Origin of the sequence: Enterobacter sp. RHBSTW-01064 (assembly GCF_014103035.1) — a bacterium.
GTDB lineage: Bacteria > Pseudomonadota > Gammaproteobacteria > Enterobacterales > Enterobacteriaceae > Enterobacter > Enterobacter mori.
Genome location: NZ_JABXOU010000007.1, coordinates 70,537 through 95,004, shown reverse-complemented (window position 1 = coordinate 95,004; position 24,468 = coordinate 70,537). Strand labels below are relative to the sequence as shown.

Below are 24,468 nucleotides of genomic sequence, written 5' to 3'. Positions count from 1 at the left end.
GCTTACCGGGCCTACAATGGAACGTAGGCCGGGTAAGGCAACGCCGCCACCCGGCAATCAAGGCGCACGGTAATACGGCTTATCCCCCAAAATCGTCGCCCGCTGCATAATCCTGCGCTGCGGAAGATAGTCCGCATTGGCATAGTGCTGCGTTACCCGGTTATCCCAGATCGCCAGGTCGTTCTCCTGCCAGCGCCAGCGCACCTGAAACTCCGGCTTGGTGATATGTGCGAACAGGAATCCCAGCAGCGCCTCACTCTCTTTCTCGGATACGTCCACGATACGCGTTGTGAACCCTTCGTTCACGAACAGCGCCTGCTTGCCCGTGACCGGATGGGTACGCACCACCGGGTGCAGCAGCGGAGGATGCTTCGCAACCGCCTCCTGCCAGCGCTGATGTTCCTCTTCCGTTTTACGGTACTTGTACTCCTGGAACGATTTTTTGAAGTCGTGCTCCGCCCGCAGCCCGCTCAGCAGCGTCCGGAACGGCGCGGAGAGCGCCTCAAAGGCCGCAATGCCGCTGGTCCACAGCGTATCGCCGCCGGTTTCTGGCAGCAGCTTCGCCGCCAGAATCGCCCCGGCGGGCGGCGTCTCGATAAAGGTCACGTCGGTGTGCCAGTTGTCGTTATCCGGCGGGTTATCGTTGTGGGTATCCAGGACGATAATCTCCTCCACGCCTTCCGCATGCGGATAGACCGGGTGGATATGCAGATCGCCAAAGCGCAGGGCCAGCGCGCGCTGCTGCTGCGGGGTGATCGCCTGTTCGCGCAGGAACACCACCTGATAGCGCAGCACTGCGTGGTATAGCTGCTCGAACTGGTTATCGCTCAGCGGACGGGTCACATCCAGGCCCGACACCTGCGCGCCAATGTACGGCCCCAGCGGGGTAATCGTCAGACGTTCACTCATTGTATTTCTCCATGCCAGGGCGTCAGGCGGCGCTGTAACGCGCGCAGCCCCAGTTCTAATCCAAAGGCGATCGCGGCGATCACCGCGATCCCTGCCAGTACCACGTCAGTCGCCAGGAACTCTCCCGCCGACTGCACCATAAACCCAAGGCCGCGCGTGGCTGCAATCAGCTCTGCCGCCACCAGCGTGGACCAGCCCACGCCGAGGCCGATGCGCAGCCCGGTTAAAATCTCCGGCAGTGCGCCTGGTAAAATCACGAACAGCAGCACCTGCGTGCGGCTGGCGCCCAGCGACTGCGCCGCGCGGATCCGCACCTGCTGGGCGCTCTTCACGCCCGCCAGCGCCGACATGGCGACCGGGGCGAAAATTGCCAGATAAATCAGCAGGATTTTTGACGTTTCACCGATGCCGAACCAGATCACCATCAGCGGCAGATAGGCCAGCGGCGGCACCGGACGGTAAAGCTCAATCAGCGGGTCGAGGATGCCGCGCACCGTCGGACTCAGCCCCATCGCGATCCCGACCGGAATCCCGATAATTACCGCCGCCAGCAGCGCCACCAGAATACGCGCCAGACTTGCACCCAGGTGCTGCCAGAGCGTGGCATCCATAAAGCCCTGAGGCCCGGCGATGCTAATGAGTTTGGCCAGCACCTGTCCCGGCGGCGGCAGAAACAGCGGGCTGACCCACTGCTGGGCAGCAACCGCCCACCACACCGCCAGCAATACCAGCAGCGTGCCGACGCTGAGGGTTATCTGGCGCGAGAACGGCCAGCGCAGTGCGAGGCGCGTACGGCGCGTTTTTTCACTGAAGACGATGCTCATGAGAAAGCCTCCCGTTGTTCAAACACGCGGCTTAAGACGTATTCACGCTGTTCGATAAACAGCGGATCGGATTTGATGCTGCGCACGGGTTCGCCCGCGACGTAGCGGCGGGCGAAATCCAGCGGCAAACGCTCCAGCACGCGGCCCGGCCCCGGCGAGAGCAGCACCAGCTCGGTCGCCATAAACACCGCCTCTTCGATATCGTGGGTAATCAACAGCACCTGCTTGCCCGTCTCATGCCACAGGCGCAGCAGCAGGGTTTGCATCTGCTCGCGGGTGAAGGCATCCAGCGCCCCGAACGGCTCGTCCAGCAGCAACAGCTGCGGATTCGCTGCCAGCGCGCGGGCAATGCCTACGCGCTGCCGCTGGCCGCCGGAAAGCTGCCAGATAAAGCGTTTTTCCGCCCCTTCCAGCCCGACCTTTTTCAGCATCGCCCGCGCCGTCGCCAGCCGCTGCTCACGGCCAACGCCCGCAAGCTGTAGCCCAAACGCCACGTTTTCCTGCACGTTGCGCCAGGGAAGCAATCCTTCGTTCTGGAAGACCACGCCGCGCTCGGCGCCCGAGCCTTCCACCTTTTTGCCTTCCAGTTGAATGGTGCCATGCTGATAAGGGACAAACCCGGCGATCAGATTCAGCAGCGTGGTTTTTCCGCACCCGGACGGGCCCAGCACCACCAGCAGTTCACCGCTGTCCAGCGTCAGGTTGATCTCCTCCAGCGCGGGTTTACCACCGTAATCGGCGTACAGGTTCGTAATATTCAGCATGGCGGACTCCTTATTTCACAAAACGATCGGTCACGTACTGGCTGTAATCCGCGGCCACCGCAGGCACTTTGCCCTGCTCTTTCAGGAAGGTGGCGGTATCCACAATCGCTTTGTTGACCGGCCCGGTCAGCTGCTGCACCTGCTGCGCGGGCGTCAGATAGGTATTGCCCTTCACCAGCCCCGGCACGTCCGCTTCCGGCACGCCGCTCAGGCGGGAGAGTTTTTCCAGGTTGGCGGGCTGCTTCAGCCATTCATCCGGGTTAGAGATGTACGGCTGCTGGGCGTCAATCGCGCTTTTCGCGAAGGCTTTCACCACCTCAGGATGTTTCTCGGCAAAGTCTTTGCGCACGACCCACACGTCGAGGGTTGGCGCGCCCCACTGGCCCACTTTTTCAGAGTCGGTCAGCACGGTGCCGTCTTTTTCCAGTTCGTTCACGGCCGGTGCCCAGACGTAGGCCCCGTCAATATCACCACGCTGCCAGGCGGCGATAATCGCCGGCGGCTGCAGATTGATAATTTGTACCTGACCCGGCCTGATGCCCCAGTGTTTCAGCGCCGCCAGCAGGCTGTAGTGCGTAGTTGAAATGAACGGTACGGCGATGCGTTTGCCGATCAGATCTTCCGGTTTGGTGATGTTTTTCTTCACCACCAGCGCTTCAGAGTTACCGAGCTGTGAGGCGAGCAGGAACACCTCAATCGGCACCTGCTGGCTGGCCGCCACCGCCAGCGGGCTGGATCCAATATTGCCGATCTGCACGTCGCCGGAGGCTAACGCACGCACGACGGATGCCCCGCTGTCGAACTTGCGCCAGTCGACTTTCGCGCCGCTCTCTTTGGCAAAGGTGTTGTCCGCCTGCGCGACTTTCGCCGGTTCCGCAGAGGTCTGATACGCAACGGTGACGTCTACCGCCTGCGCCTGAAAAGCCCACAGCGCCAGTGCGCCGAGTAATGTGATTCGCGATGAAATTGCCATAGTGCCTGCTCCCCTTGTTGTTATGAGGGCAGTATTTCCGGCGCGGGAATTTTGATAAAGGAATAAAAAGGCATCGCTCATTCCGAATCGTTTTTAGAAAAAAACCGGCAAAGGATAGTTAAAAAGTGGGCTGTGGCTTTATTGCAATTTTGTTACATCGGTTACATAACCGCAGCCGCAGGATTGCCAGCCCGCCGGCAACGGGCATCATAGGTCAACGAATGAGCAAAAGGTGTCGAGATGATTAAAGTGGTGCTGGTGGACGATCACGTGGTGGTGCGTTCCGGTTTCGCCCAGCTGTTAAATCTGGAAGAGGATGTGATCGTTGAGGGCCAGTTTAGCAGCGCGGCGGAGGCGTGGCCCGCCCTGTCGCGCAACGATATCGACGTGGCGGTGATGGACGTCGCGATGCCGGACGAAAACGGCCTTAGCCTGCTCAAGCGCCTGCGCCAGCAGCGGCCGACGTTTCGCGCCATCATCCTGAGCATCTACGACACACCGGCCTTTGTGCAAAGTGCCCTCGACGCGGGTGCAAGCGGCTATCTGACCAAGCGCTGCGGCCCGGAGGAGCTGGTGCAGGCCGTGCGCGCCGTCGGCATGGGCGGGCATTACCTGTGCGCCGATGCGATAAAAGCGCTGCGCGGCGGCGAGCCGATGCCAAAAGCGCTTGAGGCGCTCACTCCGCGCGAGCGCGAAGTGTTTGAGCTGCTGGTGAAAGGCGAAAGCGTGAAGGAAATTGCCTATACGCTTTCGCTGAGCCACAAGACGGTACACGTCCACCGTGCCAACGTGCTGGGCAAGCTCCAGTGCAACAGCACTATCGATCTGGTGCATTTCGCGCTGGATAACCAGTTGCTGACGGGCCACTGATGCGGCGCGCAGTCCGGCATCTGATCCTTTCTCTGTTCATTATGCTGGCCTGGGGCACCGGCTGGCTAATGCTGTGGACGCTGAGCTTCTACCTTACCCACAACGGCCAGCAGGCGGTGCTGTTTCTGCCGCAGGGCGTGTGGCTGGCGCTGATGATTTTACTTTCACGCCGCTACTGGCCTGCATTAATTCTCCCCCCCCTTGCCGCCATTCTGTGGCTGCACGGTGAGCAGCTCCTCACGCGGCATCTGATGCTGGCCGTACCGCTTATCGGCATCGTCAGCGCCTGGCTGGCACAGCGGTACTGGCACCGCTTCCCGCTCTACTGGCAGCGGCTGTCGACGCTGATTGCGGCGGTGACGGTGAATGCCCTGCTGCAAACCTTGCTCCTGTCGCCCTTTCTGGACAGCCCGGCCACGCTGCTTTTGCTTGGCTCCTTTACCGGTGGCGTGCTGCTTACGCCGTTCGTCTATCTGGTCTTCGAATTTTTACGCCAGCAGCATCGTTACCATCTGCTGGGGCTGGACACCAGCAATCCGCCGCTGCGCACCTCGCTGATTATCTGGTGCAGCCTGTTTTTCATTATCGGCATCGGCACGCAGATGGTGCTCTCCCCGGCGCTGGAGCGGCTGCTGCTGATTGTCGTGTTCCTGCCCAACGTGGTGATGGCGTGGAAATTCGGCTGGCAGGGCGGTGTCCTTTCCGGGCTGCTCGGCAGCATGATGATCACCATTGCCCGCCAGGTGGGTGTCGGGTTTAGCGACCTTCTCGAACTGGAAATTTTTCTCTCTACCCAGTCGCTGCTGGGGATTGGCCTGGGGATCGCCATCAGCCGCCAGCAGCATCTGGCGATGAACCTCGAACGCTATCGCCATCGGCTTGAGAATGAACTTCAGGCCAGACGGGCGCTGGCGGAAAAACTGATCCATTCCGAAGAGGACACCCGCAAGCAGCTGGCGCGCGAGCTTCACGACGAAATCGGCCAGAACATCACCGCTATCCAGATCCAGTCTCAGCTGGTGAAGCGGGCGAGCGATACGCCGCTCGCCATTGAGGCCGCCGGACAGATCAACGACCTCGCGCGGCGTATTCACCACTCCACGCGCCAGCTGCTGCGCCAGCTCCGCCCACCCGTGCTGGACGAGCTGTCGCTCCAAGAGGCTCTGCACCACCTGGTCAACGAGTTCGCCTTTGCTGAACGCGGGATCCGCTGCCGTTTTGACTACCGGCTTCCCACGCCGCCGGAGAGCGAAACGCTGGTCTTTACCCTGTATCGCCTGCTCCAGGAGCTGCTCAACAACGTCTGCAAACACGCCAACGCCAGCGAAGTCACGATTCTGCTCTGCCAGCGTCACGCGCGGCTCTACCTCGAGGTGCACGATAACGGCAGCGGCATCAGCCCGCAGCAGCAGCCCGGCTTCGGCATTCAGGGCATGCGCGAACGCGTCTCGGCGCTCGGCGGCGAACTGACGCTGGAATCCCGTCTCGGGACGCGCGTAATTGTTAACCTGCCCACAAATTTGCAACAAACGCCGCTCTGACCAGGAAAAAGTCTTAGTCACTCCAGACTTTGTCTCATCCCATTTATGCCGCACTTCCCTACAGTCATCTCAAACGGAGAACACCATGCACGCACTGTCTGCTGAAGAGGTTTCACAACGTTACCGGGCGCTGCGCCCCAGGCTGCTCCTTTGTATGGTGATTGGCTACGCCGCGTTTTACCTGACGCGAAAAAGTCTGAACACTGTTTTACCCGCGCTGCAGCTGGATTTGGGGCTCAGCAAGGGCGATATCGGGCTTATCGGCTCGCTGTTTTATCTCAGCTACGGGCTGTCCAAATTTGCCGCCGGGCTCTGGCACGACAGCCACGGACAGCGCGCCTTTATGGGCATCGGGCTGCTGGCAACGGGCGTGCTGAACGTGCTGTTCAGCTTTAGCGATGCGTTCCCGCTGCTGCTGTTTATCTGGACGCTGAACGGCTTCTTTCAGGGCTGGGGCTGGCCGCCCTGCGCCAGGCTGCTGACCCACTGGTATTCGCGTAACGAGCGCGGCTTCTGGTGGGGCTGCTGGAATACCTCCATCAATATCGGTGGCGCGATTATTCCGTTGATTTGCGCCGTTGCCGCCCACCGATGGGGCTGGCAGGCGGCGATGCTGACACCGGGGATCATCAGCATCGTGCTCGGCCTGTGGCTGACCACACAGCTGCGGGGCACACCGCAGGAAGAGGGTCTGCCCACGGTCGGGGAGTGGCGGAGCGATCCGCTGGAGCTGCGCCAGCAGCAGCAAAGCCCGCCAATGGGGCTATGGCAGATGTTGCGCACCACCATGCTGCAAAACCCGATGATCTGGCTGCTCGGGGCGTCGTATGTGCTGGTGTATCTCATCCGCATCGCCCTGAACGACTGGGGCAATATCTGGCTGGCGGAGAGCCACGGCGTGAACCTGCTCAGCGCCAACGCCACGGTGATGCTGTTCGAAGTGGGCGGCTTACTGGGCGCATTGTTTGCTGGATGGGGGTCAGACCTGCTGTTCAGCGGCCAGCGTGCACCGATGATTTTGCTGTTCACGCTGGGGCTGATGGTGTCTGTCGCCGCGCTGTGGCTGGCACCGGTTCACCACTATGCCCTGCTGGCGATGTGCTTTTTTACGGTCGGATTTTTCGTCTTCGGTCCGCAGATGCTCATTGGCCTTGCCGCCGTTGAGTGTGGACACAAACAGGCGGCAGGCTCGATTACCGGCTTTCTGGGCGTATTTGCCTATCTGGGCGCCTCGCTGGCCGGGTGGCCTTTGTCGCAGGTGATTGAACGCTACGGCTGGTCGGGGATGTTCAGTTTGCTCTCGATTGCCGCCGTCCTGATGGGTTTATTACTGATGCCCTTGCTGATGGCGGGCATCACCGCTTCTCGCAGTCACATAACGTCATAAAAAGGGCTGAATAATGAAAACAACGCTTCTCTCTACCCTCATAGCTTCCGGGATCGCGCTGGCTACCTTAACCGGTGCCGCACAGGCCAAAGGCCGTCTGGTGGTGTACTGCAGCGCCACCAACGAAATGTGCGAAGTCGAAACCAAAGCGTTCGGTGAAAAGTACGATGTTAAAACCTCGTTTATCCGCAACGGCTCCGGCAGCACGCTGGCGAAGGTGGATGCCGAGAAGAAAAACCCACAGGCCGATGTCTGGTACGGCGGCACGCTGGATCCGCAGTCCCAGGCCGGTGAGATGGGGCTACTCCAGCCCTATAAATCGAAAAACCTGGAACAGATCATGGAGAAATTCCGCGATCCGGCCAAGGTGAAGGGCAACCTCTCCTCGGCGGTCTACGTCGGGATCTTAGGTTTTGGCGTCAACACCCAGCGCCTGAAAGAGAAAAACCTGCCGGTCCCCAAATGCTGGAAGGATCTGACCAAACCGGAATACAAGGGCGAGATCCAGATCGCCGATCCGCAAAGCTCCGGCACCGCCTATACCGCGCTGGCAACCTTCGTCCAGCTGTGGGGGGAAGACCAGGCCTTCGACTACCTGAAACAGCTGAACGGCAACGTGTCTCAGTACACCAAATCCGGCATTGCCCCGGCACGTAACGCCGCGCGCGGTGAAACCGCCATCGGCATCGGCTTCCTGCACGACTACTCGCTGGAAAAAGAGCAGGGTGCGCCGCTGGAGCTGATCTCTCCGTGCGAAGGCACCGGGTATGAGATTGGCGGCGTGAGCATTCTGAAGGGCGCGCGCAACGAAGAGAACGCGAAGCTGTTCGTGGACTGGGTGCTCTCCAAAGAAGCGCAGGAGCTGGCGTGGAAGAAGGGCAAATCCTACCAAATCCTGACCAACACCACGGCAGAAACTTCGCCGAACTCGCTCAAGCTCGATGACCTCAAGCTCATCAGCTATGACATGGACAAGTACGGCTCCACGGACGTGCGTAAAGCACTGATCAATAAATGGGTCAGCGACGTGAAGATGGGTAAATAAGCTCACTACCGCGGTAATTGCCGGGTGGCGCTACGCTTACCCGGCCTACAATTTCCTTAACACCCGGAATTGCTATGTCACAGACACTCGCTCTTCATCCCGTGAAAAAACGGGATGCGGTCTTCCTTTGGGTTTTCGTTGGCTGGCTGGCCTTTGTCCTGCTGCCGAGCTGGAGCCTGGATTATGGCCTGCTGGAATCCACCGGGGATGAGATCCTCGACGCCTACGGCTGGTCCCATGTCAACGTCAGCTGGCTGTGGTACCTGCTGCCGAGCCTGCTGCTGGTGCGCCCGTTTAACGAGGCGAAGCGCGAGCAGCGCAGCCGCCACTACCTTGACGCGGGTTGGGCGCTGCTGTGTATGGCGTTCGTGGTCATTAGCGCCACCGTGGAAGGACGCGGTTTAGGCTATGCCACCATCGTGCTGTTTGTTGCCCTGGGCGCCATCATGACGCTGGCACTCACCCGCCTGGAGTGGCTGGGCGGCGATCGCTTTGTCATCGGCTCGCTGATTACCATCGTGGCGCTGATCGGTATTTTTATCGTCTGGCCGAGCATCGCCATTTTCATTCCGATGTTCACCAACGACGCAGGTGAATTCGCCCCGCTGGCCTTTATGAACGTGCTGTCGCAGGCGCACATTATCCAGGTCATCATCAACTCGATACTGCTGTCGATAGCCGTCGGGGTCGGCTGCACCTTCTTTGGCCTGGTGCTGGCGATCTACACCACGCGCATCGCTAAACGCAGCGCCATCATTGGACGTATCTTCTCGATTCTCCCCATCGTGACCCCGCCGTTTGTGGTGGGGTTGGGCGTTACGCTGATGATGGGGCGTTCTGGCTATATGACGGAGCTGATGGTGGACTGGTTTGGGTTAACCAATACCAACTGGCTGTACGGCTTCACCGGCATCTGGCTGGCGCAGGTGCTGGCCTTCACGCCGATGGCCTTTATGATCCTCGACGGCGCGATCAAAACCATCCACCCGTCGCTGGAAGAGGCCTCGTACACCCTGCGTGCCAGCCGCTGGCAGACCTTTAACGGCGTCTTCGTGCCGCTGCTGAAACCGGCGCTGGCGAATGCGTTCTTAATCGTGATTGTGCAGTCGCTGGCCGACTTCAGTAACCCGCTGGTGCTGGGCGGGAACTTCGACGTGCTGGCCACGCAGATCTACTTCTACATTACCGGCTCACAGCTGGATTATCAGGCAGCGAGTACCCTTGGGGCCTTCCTGCTGCTGTTCTCGCTGCTGGTTTTCTGCATCCAGTACATGTGGATCGGCAAGCGCTCCTACGTCACCGTGTCCGGTAAATCGTACCGCGGCGACGTGCAGCCGCTGCCGGTGACGCTGGTGTGGAGCGTGATCGCCCTGCTGGCGGTGTGGATCGCCTTTAACGCCCTGCTCTACGGCAGCATTTTCTACGGCAGCTTTACCGTCAACTGGGGCGTGGATTACACCCTGACGCTGGATAACTTCATCAAGCTGTTCGGCCAGGGGATGAGCGACGGCGCGTGGCCTTCGCTGCTCGATACCCTGCTCTACGCCGGGATTGCCGCGCCGATCACCGCCGCCTTCGGCCTGCTGATTGCCTGGGTTGTGGTGCGCCAGCAGTTCCGGGGTAAAAAGACCATCGAGTTCACCACCATGCTGTGCTTTGCCGTGCCGGGTACCGTGGCGGGCGTGTCGTACATTCTGGCCTTTAACAGCGCGCCGGTGTACCTCACGGGCACCGCCGCCATCGTGATTATCTCCATGGTGATGCGTAATGTGCCGGTGGGGATTCGCGCCGGGATCGCGGGCTTAGGGCAGATCGACAAGTCACTGGACGAGGCCTCGCTGAGCCTGCGTGCCGGAAGCCTGCGCACCATCACCCACATCCTGCTGCCGCTGCTGCGTCCTGCCATTTTATCGGCGCTGATTTACAGCTTTGTTCGCGCCATTACCACCGTCAGCGCCATTGTGTTCCTCGTCACGCCGGACACCCGCGTGGCAACGGCCTACATTCTGAACCGCGTGGAAGACGGCGAATACGGCGTGGCGATTGCCTACGGCTCGATCCTGATTGTGGTCATGCTGGCGATCATTTTCCTCTTTGACTGGCTGATCGGCGAGGCGCGTATCTCCCGTTCAAAAGCCAAAAACCAGGCGTAACACTATGACTGAGAAACATTTTGTTGAACTGCGCAACGTGACCAAACGCTTTGGCGCAAACACGGTAATTGAAAACATCAACCTGGCGATCCCGCAGGGACAAATGGTAACGCTGCTCGGCCCGTCCGGCTGCGGTAAAACCACCGTGCTGCGCCTGGTCGCCGGGCTGGAAAAACCGACCGAAGGGCAGATTTACATCGATGGCGAGGATGTGACCCACCGCTCCATTCAGCAGCGCGATATCTGTATGGTGTTCCAGTCCTACGCGCTCTTCCCGCACATGTCGCTGGGCGAGAACGTGGGCTACGGTCTGAAGATGCTGGGCGTTTCGCGCGCAGAGATAAAAACGCGGGTCAAAGAAGCCCTGGCGATGGTTGACCTGGAGGGGTTTGAAGATCGCTACGTGGATCAGATTTCCGGTGGCCAGCAGCAGCGCGTGGCGCTGGCCCGCGCTCTGATCCTCAAACCCAAAGTGTTGCTGTTCGATGAACCGCTGAGCAACCTCGATGCGAACCTCAGGCGCAGCATGCGGGACAAAATCCGCGAGCTGCAAAAGCAGTTCAACATCACCTCGCTGTACGTGACGCACGATCAAAGCGAGGCGTTTGCGGTCTCCGACACCGTGCTGGTGATGAACAAGGGCAATATCATGCAGATTGGCTCGCCTCAGGATTTGTATCGGCAGCCGGCGTCTCGCTTTATGGCGAGTTTTATGGGTGATGCCAACCTCTTCCCGGCCCGCTTCAGCGAGGATGTCGTGGAAATCCACGGCTACCGTCTGCCGCGTCCGCTGCACTTTGCTCCCCAGGGCGAAGGCACCGTCGGCGTGCGTCCGGAGGCGATTACGCTCAGCCAGCACGGCGAGGCGAGCCAGCGCTGCACTATCCGCCACGTCGCCTATATGGGTCCGCAGTATGAGGTGATTGTCGACTGGCACGGACAGGAGATTTTACTGCAGGTGAACGCCACGCGCCTGCAGCCGGACGTGGGCGATGCGTACTATCTTGAGATCCACCCGTACGGGATGTTTGTACTGGCGGAGGCGGCATGATGTGTGCCGGGTGAGGCGCAGCCGCCACCCGGCAAAAGACTCAGCGCTGCGCGTTCAGCTCAGCAATATCTTTCGGCGTGGTGCGACAGCACCCGCCAATCAGCTTCGCCCCGGCAGCCAGCCACTGCGGCAGATACCCTGCCAGCGTCTCGCACGCTTCACCGTGGTGGTGCCAGGTTTTGGTTACCGCGTCATAGTGCTCCCCTGAATTCGGGTAAACCACCAGCGGCAGCGCCGTCAGGCTTTGCAGATGCTTCAGCGCCGCGGTGGTGTTTTCCAGGGCGATGCAGTTAATGCCCAGAGCAACAATGTGCGGAGAATTCGCCAGTACGCTGACCACCTCACGCAGCGGCGTGCCGTCGCTCAGGTGCTCGCTGTCGCGTAAGGTGAAGGAGAACCACGCCCGGGCGCGGGGGTATTCAGACAGCAACGCCGCCAGCGCCTTAATCTCCTCAAAGGACGGTAGGGTTTCGCAGGCCAGCAGGTCAGCGCCCGCATCCAGCAGCGCTTCCACGCGAGGACGATGGAAGGAGATGAATTCTTGCGCACTGCGCACGTAGTCGCCGCGATACTCTGAGCCATCCGCCAGATAGGCTCCGTATGGCCCGACAGATCCCGCCACCAGCAGCGTGCCCGCATGCGGATTTTCAGCCAGATACGCTTCGCGCGCCTTACGCGCCAGCTCCACGCTTTTACCGATCAGCGCGCGAGACTGCGCCTCGTCCAGACCGCGCGCGGAAAAGCCCGCAGGCGTGGCCTGATAGCTGGCGGTGATCGCCACCTGCGCACCCGCGCGGTAGTAATCAAGATGCACTTCACGGATGAGTTCCGGGTTTTCAACCAGCACTTTGGCAGACCAGAGGCTGTCTGCCAGGTTACAGCCGCGCGCTTCCAGCTCCGTTGCCATCGCGCCATCCAGCACCACGAAGGGCTGCTTTTCAAGGAGGGCGGTAAGCGGATTATTCTGCGACATGTTCAGGCTCCTGCGATGTCAGATTTCGGGTCAGGTAGTACGCACCATAACACAGGGCGACAAACGGCAGCCCGCAGTAAAGCGCAATGCGCTGGCTCGGATCAAACCACAGGCCGACACAGGCCACCACGCAGAGGACAAAGCCGAGCACCGGCACCAGCGGATACCACGGCGCACGGTACTGCAGTGCGGAGAGCGGCTGGCCGGACTGCAAATGACGGCGACGGAAAACGAAGTGCGACGCGCAGATGCTGATCCACACCGCCACCACCGCAAACCCGGAAATTGCAGACAGCGCCACAAACACCGTGTCCGGCGCAATCACGCTTGAGAACAGCGCCAGCACCCCGCCGAGCATGGAAACCGACAGCGCCGTCAGCGGCACGCCGTTTTTGTTGACGCGGGCAAAGCAGCGCGGCAGCGTTTTCTCATTCGAGAGCGACCACAGCATGCGTCCAGACGCGTACAGACCGGAGTTCGCCGCCGAGAGGATCGCCGTCAGGATCACAAAGTTAAAGATATCAGCCGCATAAGGAATACCGACCTTTTCGAACACCAGCACGAACGGGCTTTTTTCTACCCCGGCCTGCTGCATCGGGATCAGCGCCGCCAGTACAAACACGGTGCCGATAAAGAAGATAATCAGGCGTGCAATGGTGGTGCGGATCGCCACCGGAATCACCTTGTGCGGATTTTCCGTTTCACCCGCCGCGATGCCGATAAGCTCGGTACCGGAGAAGGCAAAGTTCACCGCCACCATGGTCATCAGGATCGGCAGGCCGCCGTGCGGGAACCAGCCTTCGGCGGTGATGTTGCTCAGGCCCGGCGCGGGCGCACCGTCCTGCATCGGGATAAAACCAAAGATCGCCGCCCCGCCGAGAATAATAAAGGCAATGATGGTGATGACTTTCACCAGAGAGAACCAGAATTCACCTTCAGCAAAGAAGCGCGTCGAGATGACGTTGAGGCCAAAAATCACCGCGCAGAAGACCACACACCAGGCCCAGACGGGCACCTGCGGGAACCAGTACTGCATGCAGAACCCGGCGGCGGTAAAGCTCGACCCAAGCGCCACCGTCCAGGTGAGCCAGTAGAGCCACGCCACGGTGTAGCCCGTCGCCGGGCCAAGATAGCGGGCGGCGTAGACGTGGAACGCGCCGGTTTCCGGCATCGCCACGGAAAGCTCGCCCAGACACTGCATCACCAGCCAGACCACCAGCGCGCCAATCAGGTACGCCAGCAGCGTGCCCGCCGCCCCGGTCGTCGAAATGATATAGCCCGTATTGAAAAATAACCCTGTGCCAATCACGCCACCCAGCGAAAGCATAATCAGGTGGCGAGTTTTCATGGTGCGTTTAAGCTGCCCATTTTCTTGTTGTGTTTGCATATTACCTTCTAAACGTATGGACATCTAAACATCCAAAGAAGGTGTGTTATACCGCGATTGTTAATAAAAAGCTAGATGACCAGACGCAGACGGGCACGCCGTGCGCTGAGTCGGGGATGGGTTGTGAGGATCACATAGAGAATCGGACGCCAGGCCATAAGCACCTCCGCAAGCAGATGCTTACAGCATGGCGTGAATAACTGAGATTCTCGGTCAGGCGAAAGTGGTATCGACGAACCCTCGGATCATACTTTTACGCTTCCCTCATGGTATGTCGCCACCAGGCAGGCATCATGTCGTCGAAGGAGTGATTTTCTGGGGCAAACTCCGGCTGATCCGGATCGTCAAACACGCCAGTAAATAAGGCAACGGTGGGTGAATCATCAATCGCACCGATAGAACTGCCGCAGGTGGGGCAAAACGCCCGGCTGGAGTAGTCCGACGATCGCCATGTCGCCGGACGTCCACCCGGACCGGTCCACTGCACGTTTTCCGCCGGGAACTCAATCCATACGACGGTTTGTGCGCCAGTGTGCTTCTGACAGATATCGCACGAACAGGTGTGCACATTGCCCCCGTTCGCAGCGGTAAAGCGAACCGCGCCGCATAAGCACCCGCCTGAAAAGACCTTTTCCATGCTGTCGTCCTGAGCTGTTTAAAATCTCATCAAAACATAACACATTATTGAGATTTTATAGTCCGGGTCAGGCGAAGCCATCGCCTGCACGCCAGCCGCAGAATTATTGGTAAATCCTCAAATCAGTTCTATAGTCGACACTGCTTATTCGTTACCAGGAATCACTATGCGCTTTAATGGACTGACCAAAGGTTTCTTCATTTTTATTCTCGCCCTCGTCACCTGGGCCTTCTTCGACGTGCTGTCGCCCTACTTCTCCGCGATTTTGTGGGCCGCCATCCTGACCATCATCTTTAACCCGGTGAAAAACAAACTGCGCGCTGCGCTTGGCGATCGCAACGGGCTGGCCTCGTTCCTGACGCTGTGCATTATCTGCCTGATCGTCTTTATCCCGCTGATGGTGATCCTCTCCTCGCTCGCCATTGAGCTGAACGTGGTGTACACCAAGCTGCAAGCGAACAACACGCAATTCCCGGAAGTGATCGCGAGCATCTTTAACCGCCTGCCGGACTGGGCCAGCGGTTTTCTGGCGGACCACAACCTGACTAACGCTGCGCAAATCCAGAAAAAACTCTCTGACGTGGCGTTGCAGGGTGGTCAGTATCTGGCAGGCAGCGCGTTCCTGATCGGTAAGGGGACGTTCGGTTTTGCCATCAGCTTCGGCATCATGCTCTATCTGCTGTTCTTCCTGCTGAAAGACGGCCCCTATCTGGTGCGCCAGATCCTTGATTCCCTGCCGCTGTCTGATTTCGCTAAACAGCACCTGTTCGCCAAATTCGTCGGCGTCTCGCGGGCGACGGTAAAAGGCACGGCGGTGGTCGCCGTGGTGCAGGGCACGCTCGGCGGGATTGCGTTTGCCATTGCAGGCATTGATGGCAGCATACTTTGGGGCGCGCTGATGGCCTTCCTCTCGCTGGTGCCAGCCGTCGGCTCGGCGATTGTCTGGGTGCCTGCGGCCATCTTCCTGTTCGCCACCCACCAGCTGTGGCAAGGGCTGTTTATTGTCGGCTTCTTCGTGATAATCGTTGGGCTGGTAGACAATATTCTGCGCCCGCTGCTGGTAGGCAAAGACACCAAAATGCCGGACTACCTGATTCTGATCTCCACCCTCGGCGGCATGGAGCTGTACGGCATTAACGGCTTTGTTATCGGGCCGCTGATTGCCGCGCTGTTTATCGCCTGCTGGAACCTGTTCTCAGGGCGCGATCACGAAGGTAACGCCGAAGAGCTGGACGCAGACTTCATCGAAGAAGGAAAAAACCGGCCAGATCTATAACGTTTCTCTTCATTCCAGGCGGCTCTTTGCCGCCTTTCTTTTCACGCTAAATCAAACATTTTCTATAATTTGAAAAACGCTTCCCCACTCTTGTCGTAGAAGGATCCCACAGGTGCGAATCGCCACGATAACAAACTGGGCCTACGGTGCCACGGTGTGCCTGACCCTTGCCTCTGGCATCGTTATGCTCCTGGCATCCAACGCCGATAACGTTGAACGTCAGGCCGTTAAGCAACGGCAGGTGTTTGATCGGCTTACGGAAGAGATCGAGACAAATACCTGGATGCTCTCTGATTTAGCGCGCCTGTTCGTCATCAAAAAAGAGCCCTCTATTCGGGAAGAATATCGGCAGAAAGAGAGCGAATTAAAAAGCATAGAGCATCATCTGGTGCAGTTAAAAGATAACGGCGCCTCCGGCGAAGAACTCATGCTGCTTCAGGAAGGATTAAAAATCATTGATGAACTGCAGGACGAGCAGCAGACCGCACTCGACAGCATAGCCCGTGGCGAGCAACAGCAGGCCGTTGCCCTGCTTTATGGCCCTGTCTACGAACAAGAGATGGAGCGCGCGCAGAGCCAGATTGATCATTTCCGCCAGATACTGGATAAGCGCATCATTGCCGACGTACAGGCGGCCACCAAAACATCGAAAGCACTGCGCACGGTGTCGGAAGTGATGGTCGGCCTCACGGCCCTGCTCTTCCTGTTCGTGATGGGCTTTATTCTCAAGCGTCGTGTGCTTCACCCGGTGGTTCGGCTGAGCGACGTCGTACACCGGCTGGCTTCGCAGGACTATGCCGTTGAAACGCCAAACTTTACCCAGATTGATGAAATAGGCGATATGGCCCAGGCCATCCGCATTTTCCGCGAGAACGGGCTGGTGCGACAGCAGCTGGAAAAAGAGCGCGATGCCGACTGGGCGATCCGCGAGCTGCTGGCTCGTATGACCCAGCGGTTGCAGGGCTGTGAAAACCTCGCCGACGTTATTAATGTGGCAGAGCTGTTTGCGCCTAATATTGCGCCGGGCGTTTCCGGGCGGTTATATATTTTTGATCGCGAACCCTGGCAGATGCGCTGCGCAGCAGAATGGTTGTCCCCGGAGGGCGACACACCCGCATTCCATCCGGATGAATGCTGGGCTGTCCGGCGCGGGCAGAGCCATCCCCCGGTGAACGGTGAGCCTGACATTGGTTGTTATCACCTGCCAGAATCGCAAGCACACAGGTCCCTGTGCGTTCCGCTCATTGCGCAGGGCGAAGCCATCGGCCTGCTCTCTTTCCAGAACATCACCCCTGAAACCGCCCCCTCCCGCGCTTATCTTGAACTTATGGCTGAAGCGCTGGGGCTGGCACTGGCCAACCAGCGGCTACGCGATGCTCTACTGGAAAAAGCGCTCTTCGACCCGCTCACGGGTTTACGTAACCGTCATCACCTGGAAGATACGTTGCGGACGCAAATGGCGCAGGCCATGCGAAGCGAGCAACCGGTAAGCTGCCTGATGATCGACATCGATCACTTCAAGAGCATTAATGACCGCTTTGGTCATGAAGCGGGTGACCAGGTCATTAAAAGCGTGGCGTCGGTTGTTCAGCGCGCCACGCATAATACGGGTATGGCCTTCCGCTACGGTGGCGAAGAGTTCCTGGTTCTGCTTTCCGGTGCCGATGAAGAAGAAGCGCATGCCTGTGCGCAGAAAATTTACAACGGCGTGCATGAGCTGTCGCTTCGCTATGGGCTGACCGAGATTGGTCCGGTGGATGTATCCATTGGTATCGCCAGCTACCCGCAACATGCCCAGAGTGACAGCCTGCTGCGCGCTGCAGACGTGGCCTTGTATCGGGCGAAAGAGCTGGGCCGCTCGCGGATTGTGAGCTTTGGGATGCTGGAAGCGAGCTAAGGGGGATGAGTCGGCCCCGGATTCAGGGCCGTGTGATTGCCCAAAGCACCACCATGCCCAGCGAATTACTCCGCTTTTCCACGTACAGGGTGCTGTCGATAAAATAATTCCCCTGCGGGTAACAGATGCGGATCTCTCTCTTGAGTTCCGGCTCATAGACTTTCGCCCCCGAACAGCTTTTTCGGCTGCCGGATTCATACCGATAAGGTTGACTCCAGGCAGAGTATTCTCCGCCCAGTAGCCAGGCCGCGGTAACGATGACGAAAATGACCACCGGCAGGCTGAAGATGATGAGGCCGAGGTAAATTTTGACAACGTCAACAACGGTTTTGCCTTTGAACGCTCTCTTCACGATGAACATCGCCATCACCACCAGCGGCAGCAGCAATGCGCCAACCGCAAGAACCTGTTCTCCCAGGAGGGTGAGAAAGGTCACGCGATAAATCTTGATTGACCAGACAACAAAACCGAATATCAACGCCAACCCGCCAACGATGAGTGGGATCAGAAAGGCATAGCTATCTTTTTTCATGGTGAACAGTTCCTTGTCATGCGTCTGCGGTCAGAAGGGCGATCATCGCGCGAGTGGCTGCCGACTGACGACGGTGCGGCGCGAAGATCACGGAGAAAGGCCGCGAGCGCCCGCGTAAATGGGGCAGCACTTCGACGAGCTGGCCGCGCGCTATCCTGTCGCGGACGATAAATTCATAGCTCTGGCAGATCCCCATCCCCTGTTCCGCCAGTGAAACCACACCCAGCACGTCATCCGATATTTCGAAGGTTGAACGGGGCAGCCAGTCAACGTCGCGTCCATCATCCCGGAACACCCAGGGTGCAATGCGCCCCGTTCGCGGCATGATAAAAGGCAGACAGCGGTGCTGTTGCAGCTCATCCAGCGTCTGCGGGACGCCCGTTCGATGAAGGTAAGCAGGGGATGCCACCAGAAGCAATGCCGCATCTTCCAGCTTGCGCGCCACTAAGCCACTATCGGGCATCTGACCCAGACGAACAGCGAGATCGAATCCCTCCGCGATCAGATCGACGTTGCGATTGGTGATATTCAGTTCTACCTGAACGTGCGGATACTGTTGAGAAAAGCGAGCCAACAGGGGCGGCAGACAATAGTGCCCGTAGGTGGTCGGAACGCTGATCCTCACGCGGCCCGTCAGATCGCCCCCCTGACCACGACCATCCCGTTCGGCGTCATCAAGCAGGGAAAACGCCGCTCGCGCCTGCTCCAGATAAATTCGTCCGGCTTCCGTGAGCCCCACGCGACGAGTGGTGCGCTGTAATAGCTGTCGTCCAAGACGTACTTCAAGGCGGGACACCGCGCGGCTTAAGACTGAGGGGGTGGTTGAAAGGGCAACCGCAGCCGCGGTAAATGAGCCATGTTCAACGACAGTAATGAAGACTTCAACATCGCCGAGATAATCGAATTTTCTGCTCATTTTGCTCTTTCACGAACAAATGTTTTTCAATTTCGCTAATTTATCTCCGATTGGGCGATGAGTAAAGTGACCGCACTTATCACCAAAAGGCAAAAATTATGGATCTTCAACTCGCTGGTAAGACCGCACTTGTCACTGGAGCGACCGCAGGAATTGGGCTAGCTATCGCCAGCACGCTGATCGCACGAATGATCGAGGCTGACGAAATAGCCGCTATGGTCGCGCTGCTGGCAAGCCCACTCGGCGCAGCGTCTAACGGAGCTGCGGTACGCATCGAGGGCGGCACATTCCGCTCCATTCTTTGATACCGAATTAAGAAGCCGCTTCTTACTCTCTTCACTGGAGCATTTATGTCCCACAGTACCCGTACTTTCTCCGCCATTGCGATGGCGGTATTGTTTTCTTTCGCAAGCAGCGCCAGCGCGGTGAATCAGGTGCCTCTTGAACGCTGGCGCAGCTATTCAGGCGTAAGCTGGGATACACCAGAGAACGGGCAGCCGGCGCTTTTTTCCGGGTCGGTTAATGCCCCCATCGCCGGTATTCACTTTGATGCAAAGGGCCGAGCCTTTGTCAGCACGCCACGACTGGTTTCGGCCAGTGCCCCCGCCACGTTAAGTATTCTGGATACCCGCACTCAGTCGGGCCCGGCGCGCCTGACGGCATTTCCGTCACGCCAGGGTAATGCGGTAGATTCTGCTCCCGATCGGAACCTGCGCAACGTGCTCGGCTTTTATGTTGATCGTAAGAACGGCTGGTTATGGGCGCTGGATATGGGGTTCGTCGCGGGAGAAGCGGAATCCCCCGCAGGCTCGCAGAAACTGGTCGTGCTGGATCTCGACTCGGGCCGCACGGTTAAACGGATCCCACTGGACGGCGTGGCTGACCGTAAGGCGAGCTTCCTCAATGATGTCGTTGTCGATGAGGATCGTCGTATCGCATACATTTCCGACAGCGGATCGCGAAGTGCGCCTGAAAACCGTGTCGGTCTGATCGTTGTGGATTTTACCGCCGGCACAGCCCGACGCGTACTGGATCGCCACCCTGCTCTGCAGATTGAACCCGGCGTAAAAGTCGTTTCCCACGGTGCGGAAGTGTGGCCGGGTAAACCGCTGCTGATTGGCATCAATGGCATTGCGCTTTCTCCCGATGCTGAGACATTGTACTGGACGGTGACGACGGGAACACATGCGTACGCGGTACCGACTGCCGTTCTGAAGCAGCCTGGGTCAACCGATGCGCAGATTACCGGGCAAATCCAGAATCTGGGCACGGTGGGAGGCAACACGGACGGTCTGGTGACCGATGCAAAGGGCAACCTCTATATTACGGATGTCACCCACAACGGCATTGTCAGGTATGATCCGAAGACCCGTACAATGTCGCTTATTGCTGAAAATGAATCCGTACGCTGGCCAGACACGCCGGCTATTCGTCCGGACGGTGACCTGATCTTTACCTCAAGTAGCCTTAATGACCACTTTGCTGGAGCGGTCAAACCCGGTCATGAACGCTACGAGCTATGGCGTTTGCCACTCGATGCTTCACCGGGCACGAAAAAGGAACGGTACACTACGCTGGACAATCGCTAAATATGACGACGCCGCCCATTGGGTGGCGTTTTTTTTACCTGTCCATGACAGATACAAACTCTGCGGTGAGAAAATAACACGCAATTAAAGCGATCGTTTTTTAAACGCAAGAGAGTTTATTCAAGTCAGTGTAGCGTGCCTCAAAAAAAAGAGGCGTTGTATGTGATTCAAACGCCCTCGCCTAAAACCACACAAACTATTGATTTAGCTACACTAAATCTTCACATAAGTACAGAAGTAATAGCGACTCAATAAAATACATAAACTACTGTGATAACTAAATTATAATTCATATACTTCTGTTCAAAAGTGGAGGCCATAATGCGATTAACCCTAATGCTGGTATGCTGTCTGGTACAGAGTTTAGCCTGGGCTGGCGAACTGCCAAAACCCGTTGGAAAACCCATTTTGACGATTTACGGTAATATAGAAAATACCAATGAAGAGGGAAAAGCAGTGTTTGATCTCGCCAGCCTTGAAAAACTGGGTATGGTGAGTTTTGAGACGACATCTCCCTGGTACACTGGTCGTACAAAATTTGAGGGTGTCCCCATGGGCAAACTCATGGATTATGTTGGCGCGAAGGGTTCTGTCGTTAATGTTATTGCGCTCAATGATTACGCTACCGAGATCCCTCTCAGCGACTTTAAAAAATACAACGCTATACTTGCCTTAAAGATCAATGGCGAATATATGCGCATTCGCGATAAAGGCCCATCATTCATTGTTTACCCTTATGACAGTCTTCCTGAATTGAATAATCAGATTTATTACTCGCGCTCGGCATGGCAGGTTAGCAAAATGAAGATTGAATAGCAGTTCAGGAGAACATAATGAACAGGATACTGGTTGGTATCATTTTTTCTCTTTTTATCACGACAGGATATATTGCATTTCTTGTTTACGATCGTCAGCAAGAGTTGCAAAAACTGACTCACTACACTGAGTCCTGGTCCGTGGCTCAACTGGTATCAGAGTATTACCGATTTGAATCATGGCTTGGTCTGTACGCAACCGATACCGATGAGGTTACGATAGACCAGGCCCGCATGCGCCTCGAAATTATGCTCAGCCAGGGTGAGTTAATGAAGGAGGGAGATCTAGGTCGCTATATTGAAAGCGATAAAACGCATCAGGCGCTCGCTGCACGCCTGGAAGAAATACTTTCTTATCTGGATAGTCATCTGGAAAAAATGAGCCATGCAGAGTTAAAAAAATATTTGGCTAATATGCATCTGCTCGACGCGCCACTAAGCCAACTCTCTTCAAGTGCGTTAACAAAAGATATTAATACGATTAATGAATCCAATAGAAAAATACAAATACTCTATTATATCTATTCCGCACTTTCGTTACTTCTGGTGATATTAAGCTTTATTCTGGGATTCTTAATGATCTACCAGAATAAAAACATTCTCAAAGCACACATGCAGGTTAAAAGCCTTGCTGACGAACTTCAGATATCAAAAGAAAAGCTGCAAATTCAGAACGCGAAGCTGGAGTATGATGTTTATCATGACTCCCTGACCGGCATGAAAAACCGCCTTTTCTTCTGGGACGATCTCAGCAAAATTAATCTTCAGGCAGACAAAAACCACATCCCTGTCACGGTGATGTTATTTGATTTAGATCGGTTCAAAGAGGTCAACGATACCTATGGCCATGATGCCGGTGATTTACTGTTGAATCAGGTTTCCAGACGGCTCACCTCAATGAGCAGCGCCACTGATACGTTTTACCGTTTGGGCGGAGACGAGTTTGCCCTTCTGTCGAGTGGCCTCACCGAAACGGCAGCCGTTTCACGCGCAAAAGAAATCAGTAATCATATCAGCCAGCCCTATACGATTAATAACCAACTGATAAAAATTGCCACCTGTGTGGGTATCGTTTTATCTGATAATGAACGACGCTCTGATTATCTTTATAAATTTGCCGATCTGGCACTCTACGAGGCTAAAAAAGAGGGTTCACAGCAGATAAAAGTCTTCCGCCAGTGGATGCTGCAAAAATTGCAGGAAAGCAGAACCCTTGAGCATGATATGGCGCTGGCGCTCGATAACAATGAATTCGTTGTTTATTATCAGCCTATTGTCGATTCATTCAGCAATGAAATTTACGGCTATGAAGCGCTTATTCGCTGGAAACACCCTGTGAGGGGAATTCTGTCGCCGGATAGCTTCATCTCTGTCGCCGAAAAAACCGGCAAGATCAATGAAATTGGCAAAATTGTGCTTGAGATTGCCTGCCGTGAAGCGGTTTCCTGGGCCGTTCCGGCAAGAATTTCTGTGAATGTCTCACCGATTCAGCTGGGCAGCAAATCGTTTACGACGATGGTGCAGTCCATTCTGAAAGAGACAGGTCTACCGCCTAACCGTCTTGAGTTAGAGGTTACCGAGTCTTCGCTCTTCAGTGACAGCAACATGCCGATCAGTATTCTTAAAAAGCTGAGATCCTTGGGCGTAAAAATTTCTATCGATGATTTCGGGACGGGATATTCTTCACTCTCAAGATTGAGTGAACTGAATTTTGACAAAATCAAAATAGACAAATCCTTTGTGAATTCTATATCCACGCAAGATGAAGCACTGAATATCGTGAAATTGATTACCGGCATGGCAAAGAGCCTCAATATGCGGGTCATTGCAGAAGGCGTTGAAACCGAAGAGCAGCTTGAACGTCTTCAGGTGCTTGGCTGCGATCTCGTGCAAGGATACCTGTTCGGAAAACCACAGCCTGAGGTGAACAAGGTAATCAGGTGCAGTTGAATGGGTGTTAGGACCGTTTTGAGCTAACACCATTTTGATAATCAAAGGTTTAAAAATGAAAAAGACAATGCCGGAATATACGCCTGTTGATTTATCTCGCTGGGCAAGGAAAGAACATTTTGAGGTATTCCAGTCATTTGCCGAATGTACAATTAACCAAACGGTTCTGATCGACATTACCGTGCTGCGAAAACATATCAAAGAGGTCGGGTGGAAGTTTTACCCGACGATTATTTTCCTCCTTTCTAAAATCATGAACCGGCATCCGGAATTCCGTATGGCCATGAAGGACGATGAGCTGGTTATATGGAATGAAATCCATCCAAGCTATACCATTTTCCATCCCGAAACGGAGACGTTTTCGTCATTGTGGAGCAACTTCGACGGCAATATGCATAGCTTCCAGAATACCTATGCAGAAGACGTTGCGCGCTATGGCAATAACCTTTCTTACTGGCCGAAGGAAGAGTCACGGGAAAATGTCTTTTTCGTATCGTCTATTCCCTGGGTAACGTTTACTAACTTTACGATGAACATTGCGCACATGAAGAATTTCTTTTCCCCTATGTTCACGTTTGGAAAATACTACGAACAGGATGGGAAAGTGTTGTTGCCTATGGCGGTACAGGTCCATCATTCGGTGTGTGATGGCTTCCATGTGGCAAGGATGTTTAATGAGTTGCAGGAGATGTGTGATGGTTTGTCGCAGCTGGCAGAGGGATGTAATGGCTGAGTTGCCATAAGTCTCTTTGACAGGGGGAAATGTTGTTTATTTGATTGTCTGAAGGCTGCGTTAAAAAGATGGTGCCGATAATAGGAGTCGAACCTACGACCTTCGCATTACGAATGCGCTGCTCTACCAACTGAGCTATATCGGCCCTGAGAGGCCGGTTACGAGTGTAACCACGGGGCAAAAGGTTAGATCTATCCGGGTGATGCGTCAATGCCCTTTTGAATCAAACGGCTACTTTTGCATCAC

Annotated in this window: 21 protein-coding genes, 1 tRNA gene and 1 pseudogene; 13 read left to right on the top strand and 10 right to left on the bottom strand. The window is 56.5% G+C overall.

The window, feature by feature from the left end; all coding sequences use genetic code 11:
• Positions 1–57: 57 nt before the first annotated feature.
• The 4 genes from tauD to tauA are packed head-to-tail and all read right to left on the bottom strand — an operon-like array spanning position 58 to position 3,470.
• The gene (tauD, locus tag HV355_RS19345; RefSeq protein ID WP_182403078.1) at positions 58–909 is read right to left on the bottom strand and encodes a taurine dioxygenase; all 852 of its coding nucleotides are present in this window, start codon (positions 907–909) and stop codon (positions 58–60) included.
• A complete protein-coding gene (gene tauC / locus HV355_RS19340; RefSeq protein ID WP_120159526.1) occupies positions 906–1,733 on the bottom strand; it encodes a taurine ABC transporter permease TauC in 828 nt (275 codons plus the stop codon). The genes tauD and tauC overlap by 4 nt, the downstream gene beginning before the upstream one ends.
• Positions 1,730–2,497, bottom strand: a complete 768-nt coding sequence (gene tauB / locus HV355_RS19335) for a taurine ABC transporter ATP-binding subunit (protein ID WP_182403076.1) — start codon at positions 2,495–2,497, stop codon at positions 1,730–1,732. The genes tauC and tauB overlap by 4 nt, the downstream gene beginning before the upstream one ends.
• A 10-nt stretch (positions 2,498–2,507) precedes the next feature.
• On the bottom strand, positions 2,508–3,470 hold the full coding sequence (gene tauA / locus HV355_RS19330) for a taurine ABC transporter substrate-binding protein (RefSeq protein ID WP_182403074.1): 963 nt from the start codon (positions 3,468–3,470) through the stop codon (positions 2,508–2,510).
• A gap of 240 nt (positions 3,471–3,710) precedes the next feature.
• On the opposite strand from tauA, the gene HV355_RS19325 reads away from it, so the two are divergent.
• The 6 genes from HV355_RS19325 (at position 3,711) to fbpC (ending at position 11,517) form a co-directional block, all read left to right on the top strand.
• The gene (locus HV355_RS19325; protein WP_126817364.1) at positions 3,711–4,340 is read left to right on the top strand and encodes a response regulator transcription factor; all 630 of its coding nucleotides are present in this window, start codon (positions 3,711–3,713) and stop codon (positions 4,338–4,340) included.
• Positions 4,340–5,881, top strand: a complete 1,542-nt coding sequence (locus tag HV355_RS19320) for an MASE1 domain-containing protein (protein ID WP_182403072.1) — start codon at positions 4,340–4,342, stop codon at positions 5,879–5,881. Before HV355_RS19325 ends, HV355_RS19320 begins: the two co-directional genes overlap by 1 nt.
• A gap of 85 nt (positions 5,882–5,966) precedes the next feature.
• Positions 5,967–7,268, top strand: coding sequence for an MFS transporter family glucose-6-phosphate receptor UhpC (gene uhpC, locus HV355_RS19315; protein WP_033487711.1), 1,302 nt, complete (start codon positions 5,967–5,969; stop codon positions 7,266–7,268).
• Positions 7,269–7,281: 13 nt separating this feature from the next.
• Entirely contained in the window at positions 7,282–8,313 is a 1,032-nt protein-coding gene (locus HV355_RS19310; protein ID WP_033487712.1) for an ABC transporter substrate-binding protein, read from the top strand.
• 74 nt (positions 8,314–8,387) lie between these two features.
• Positions 8,388–10,466 carry an iron ABC transporter permease gene (locus HV355_RS19305; protein WP_182403071.1) on the top strand — a complete coding sequence of 693 codons (2,079 nt, stop codon included), beginning with the start codon at positions 8,388–8,390 and terminating at the stop codon, positions 10,464–10,466.
• 4 nt (positions 10,467–10,470) lie between these two features.
• Complete coding sequence (fbpC, locus tag HV355_RS19300; RefSeq protein ID WP_182403069.1) at positions 10,471–11,517, top strand: ferric ABC transporter ATP-binding protein; 1,047 nt, start codon at positions 10,471–10,473, stop codon at positions 11,515–11,517.
• Positions 11,518–11,557: 40 nt separating this feature from the next.
• Here fbpC and mmuM read toward each other — a convergent pair whose 3' ends face one another.
• The 3 genes from mmuM to HV355_RS19285 form a co-directional block, all read right to left on the bottom strand.
• Positions 11,558–12,490 carry a homocysteine S-methyltransferase gene (mmuM, locus tag HV355_RS19295; protein ID WP_182403067.1) on the bottom strand — a complete coding sequence of 311 codons (933 nt, stop codon included), beginning with the start codon at positions 12,488–12,490 and terminating at the stop codon, positions 11,558–11,560.
• A complete protein-coding gene (gene mmuP / locus HV355_RS19290) occupies positions 12,477–13,877 on the bottom strand; it encodes an S-methylmethionine permease (RefSeq protein WP_108415671.1) in 1,401 nt (466 codons plus the stop codon). The genes mmuM and mmuP overlap by 14 nt, the downstream gene beginning before the upstream one ends.
• 253 nt (positions 13,878–14,130) lie before the next feature.
• Positions 14,131–14,514, bottom strand: a complete 384-nt coding sequence (locus HV355_RS19285; protein ID WP_108415670.1) for a GFA family protein — start codon at positions 14,512–14,514, stop codon at positions 14,131–14,133.
• A 166-nt stretch (positions 14,515–14,680) separates the two neighbouring features.
• On the opposite strand from HV355_RS19285, the gene HV355_RS19280 reads away from it, so the two are divergent.
• Positions 14,681–15,790, top strand: coding sequence for an AI-2E family transporter (locus tag HV355_RS19280; RefSeq protein ID WP_010427927.1), 1,110 nt, complete (start codon positions 14,681–14,683; stop codon positions 15,788–15,790).
• Positions 15,791–15,902: 112 nt separating this feature from the next.
• Entirely contained in the window at positions 15,903–17,687 is a 1,785-nt protein-coding gene (locus HV355_RS19275; protein ID WP_182403065.1) for a diguanylate cyclase, read from the top strand.
• A 22-nt stretch (positions 17,688–17,709) separates the two neighbouring features.
• On the opposite strand, the gene HV355_RS19270 is transcribed toward HV355_RS19275, so the two are convergent.
• Entirely contained in the window at positions 17,710–18,219 is a 510-nt protein-coding gene (locus HV355_RS19270; RefSeq protein WP_182403064.1) for a hypothetical protein, read from the bottom strand.
• A gap of 16 nt (positions 18,220–18,235) precedes the next feature.
• On the bottom strand, positions 18,236–19,135 hold the full coding sequence (locus HV355_RS19265) for a LysR family transcriptional regulator (RefSeq protein ID WP_126817347.1): 900 nt from the start codon (positions 19,133–19,135) through the stop codon (positions 18,236–18,238).
• A gap of 170 nt (positions 19,136–19,305) precedes the next feature.
• Here HV355_RS19265 and HV355_RS19255 point away from each other — a divergent pair.
• The 5 genes and pseudogenes from HV355_RS19255 to catA form a co-directional block, all read left to right on the top strand.
• Positions 19,306–19,440: pseudogene (locus tag HV355_RS19255) on the top strand (short-chain dehydrogenase); the annotation flags it as partial.
• A 45-nt stretch (positions 19,441–19,485) separates the two neighbouring features.
• On the top strand, positions 19,486–20,724 hold the full coding sequence (locus HV355_RS19250) for an L-dopachrome tautomerase-related protein (protein ID WP_182403062.1): 1,239 nt from the start codon (positions 19,486–19,488) through the stop codon (positions 20,722–20,724).
• 321 nt (positions 20,725–21,045) lie between these two features.
• The gene (locus tag HV355_RS19245; RefSeq protein ID WP_010427922.1) at positions 21,046–21,540 is read left to right on the top strand and encodes a molybdopterin-dependent oxidoreductase; all 495 of its coding nucleotides are present in this window, start codon (positions 21,046–21,048) and stop codon (positions 21,538–21,540) included.
• 17 nt (positions 21,541–21,557) lie between these two features.
• The gene (locus HV355_RS19240) at positions 21,558–23,489 is read left to right on the top strand and encodes a bifunctional diguanylate cyclase/phosphodiesterase (protein WP_182403061.1); all 1,932 of its coding nucleotides are present in this window, start codon (positions 21,558–21,560) and stop codon (positions 23,487–23,489) included.
• A 55-nt stretch (positions 23,490–23,544) separates the two neighbouring features.
• Positions 23,545–24,222 carry a type A chloramphenicol O-acetyltransferase gene (gene catA / locus HV355_RS19235; protein WP_182403060.1) on the top strand — a complete coding sequence of 226 codons (678 nt, stop codon included), beginning with the start codon at positions 23,545–23,547 and terminating at the stop codon, positions 24,220–24,222.
• A 69-nt stretch (positions 24,223–24,291) separates the two neighbouring features.
• Here the strand turns inward: catA and HV355_RS19230 are convergent.
• Positions 24,292–24,367, bottom strand: a tRNA-Thr gene (locus HV355_RS19230).
• Positions 24,368–24,468 lie beyond the last annotated feature (101 nt).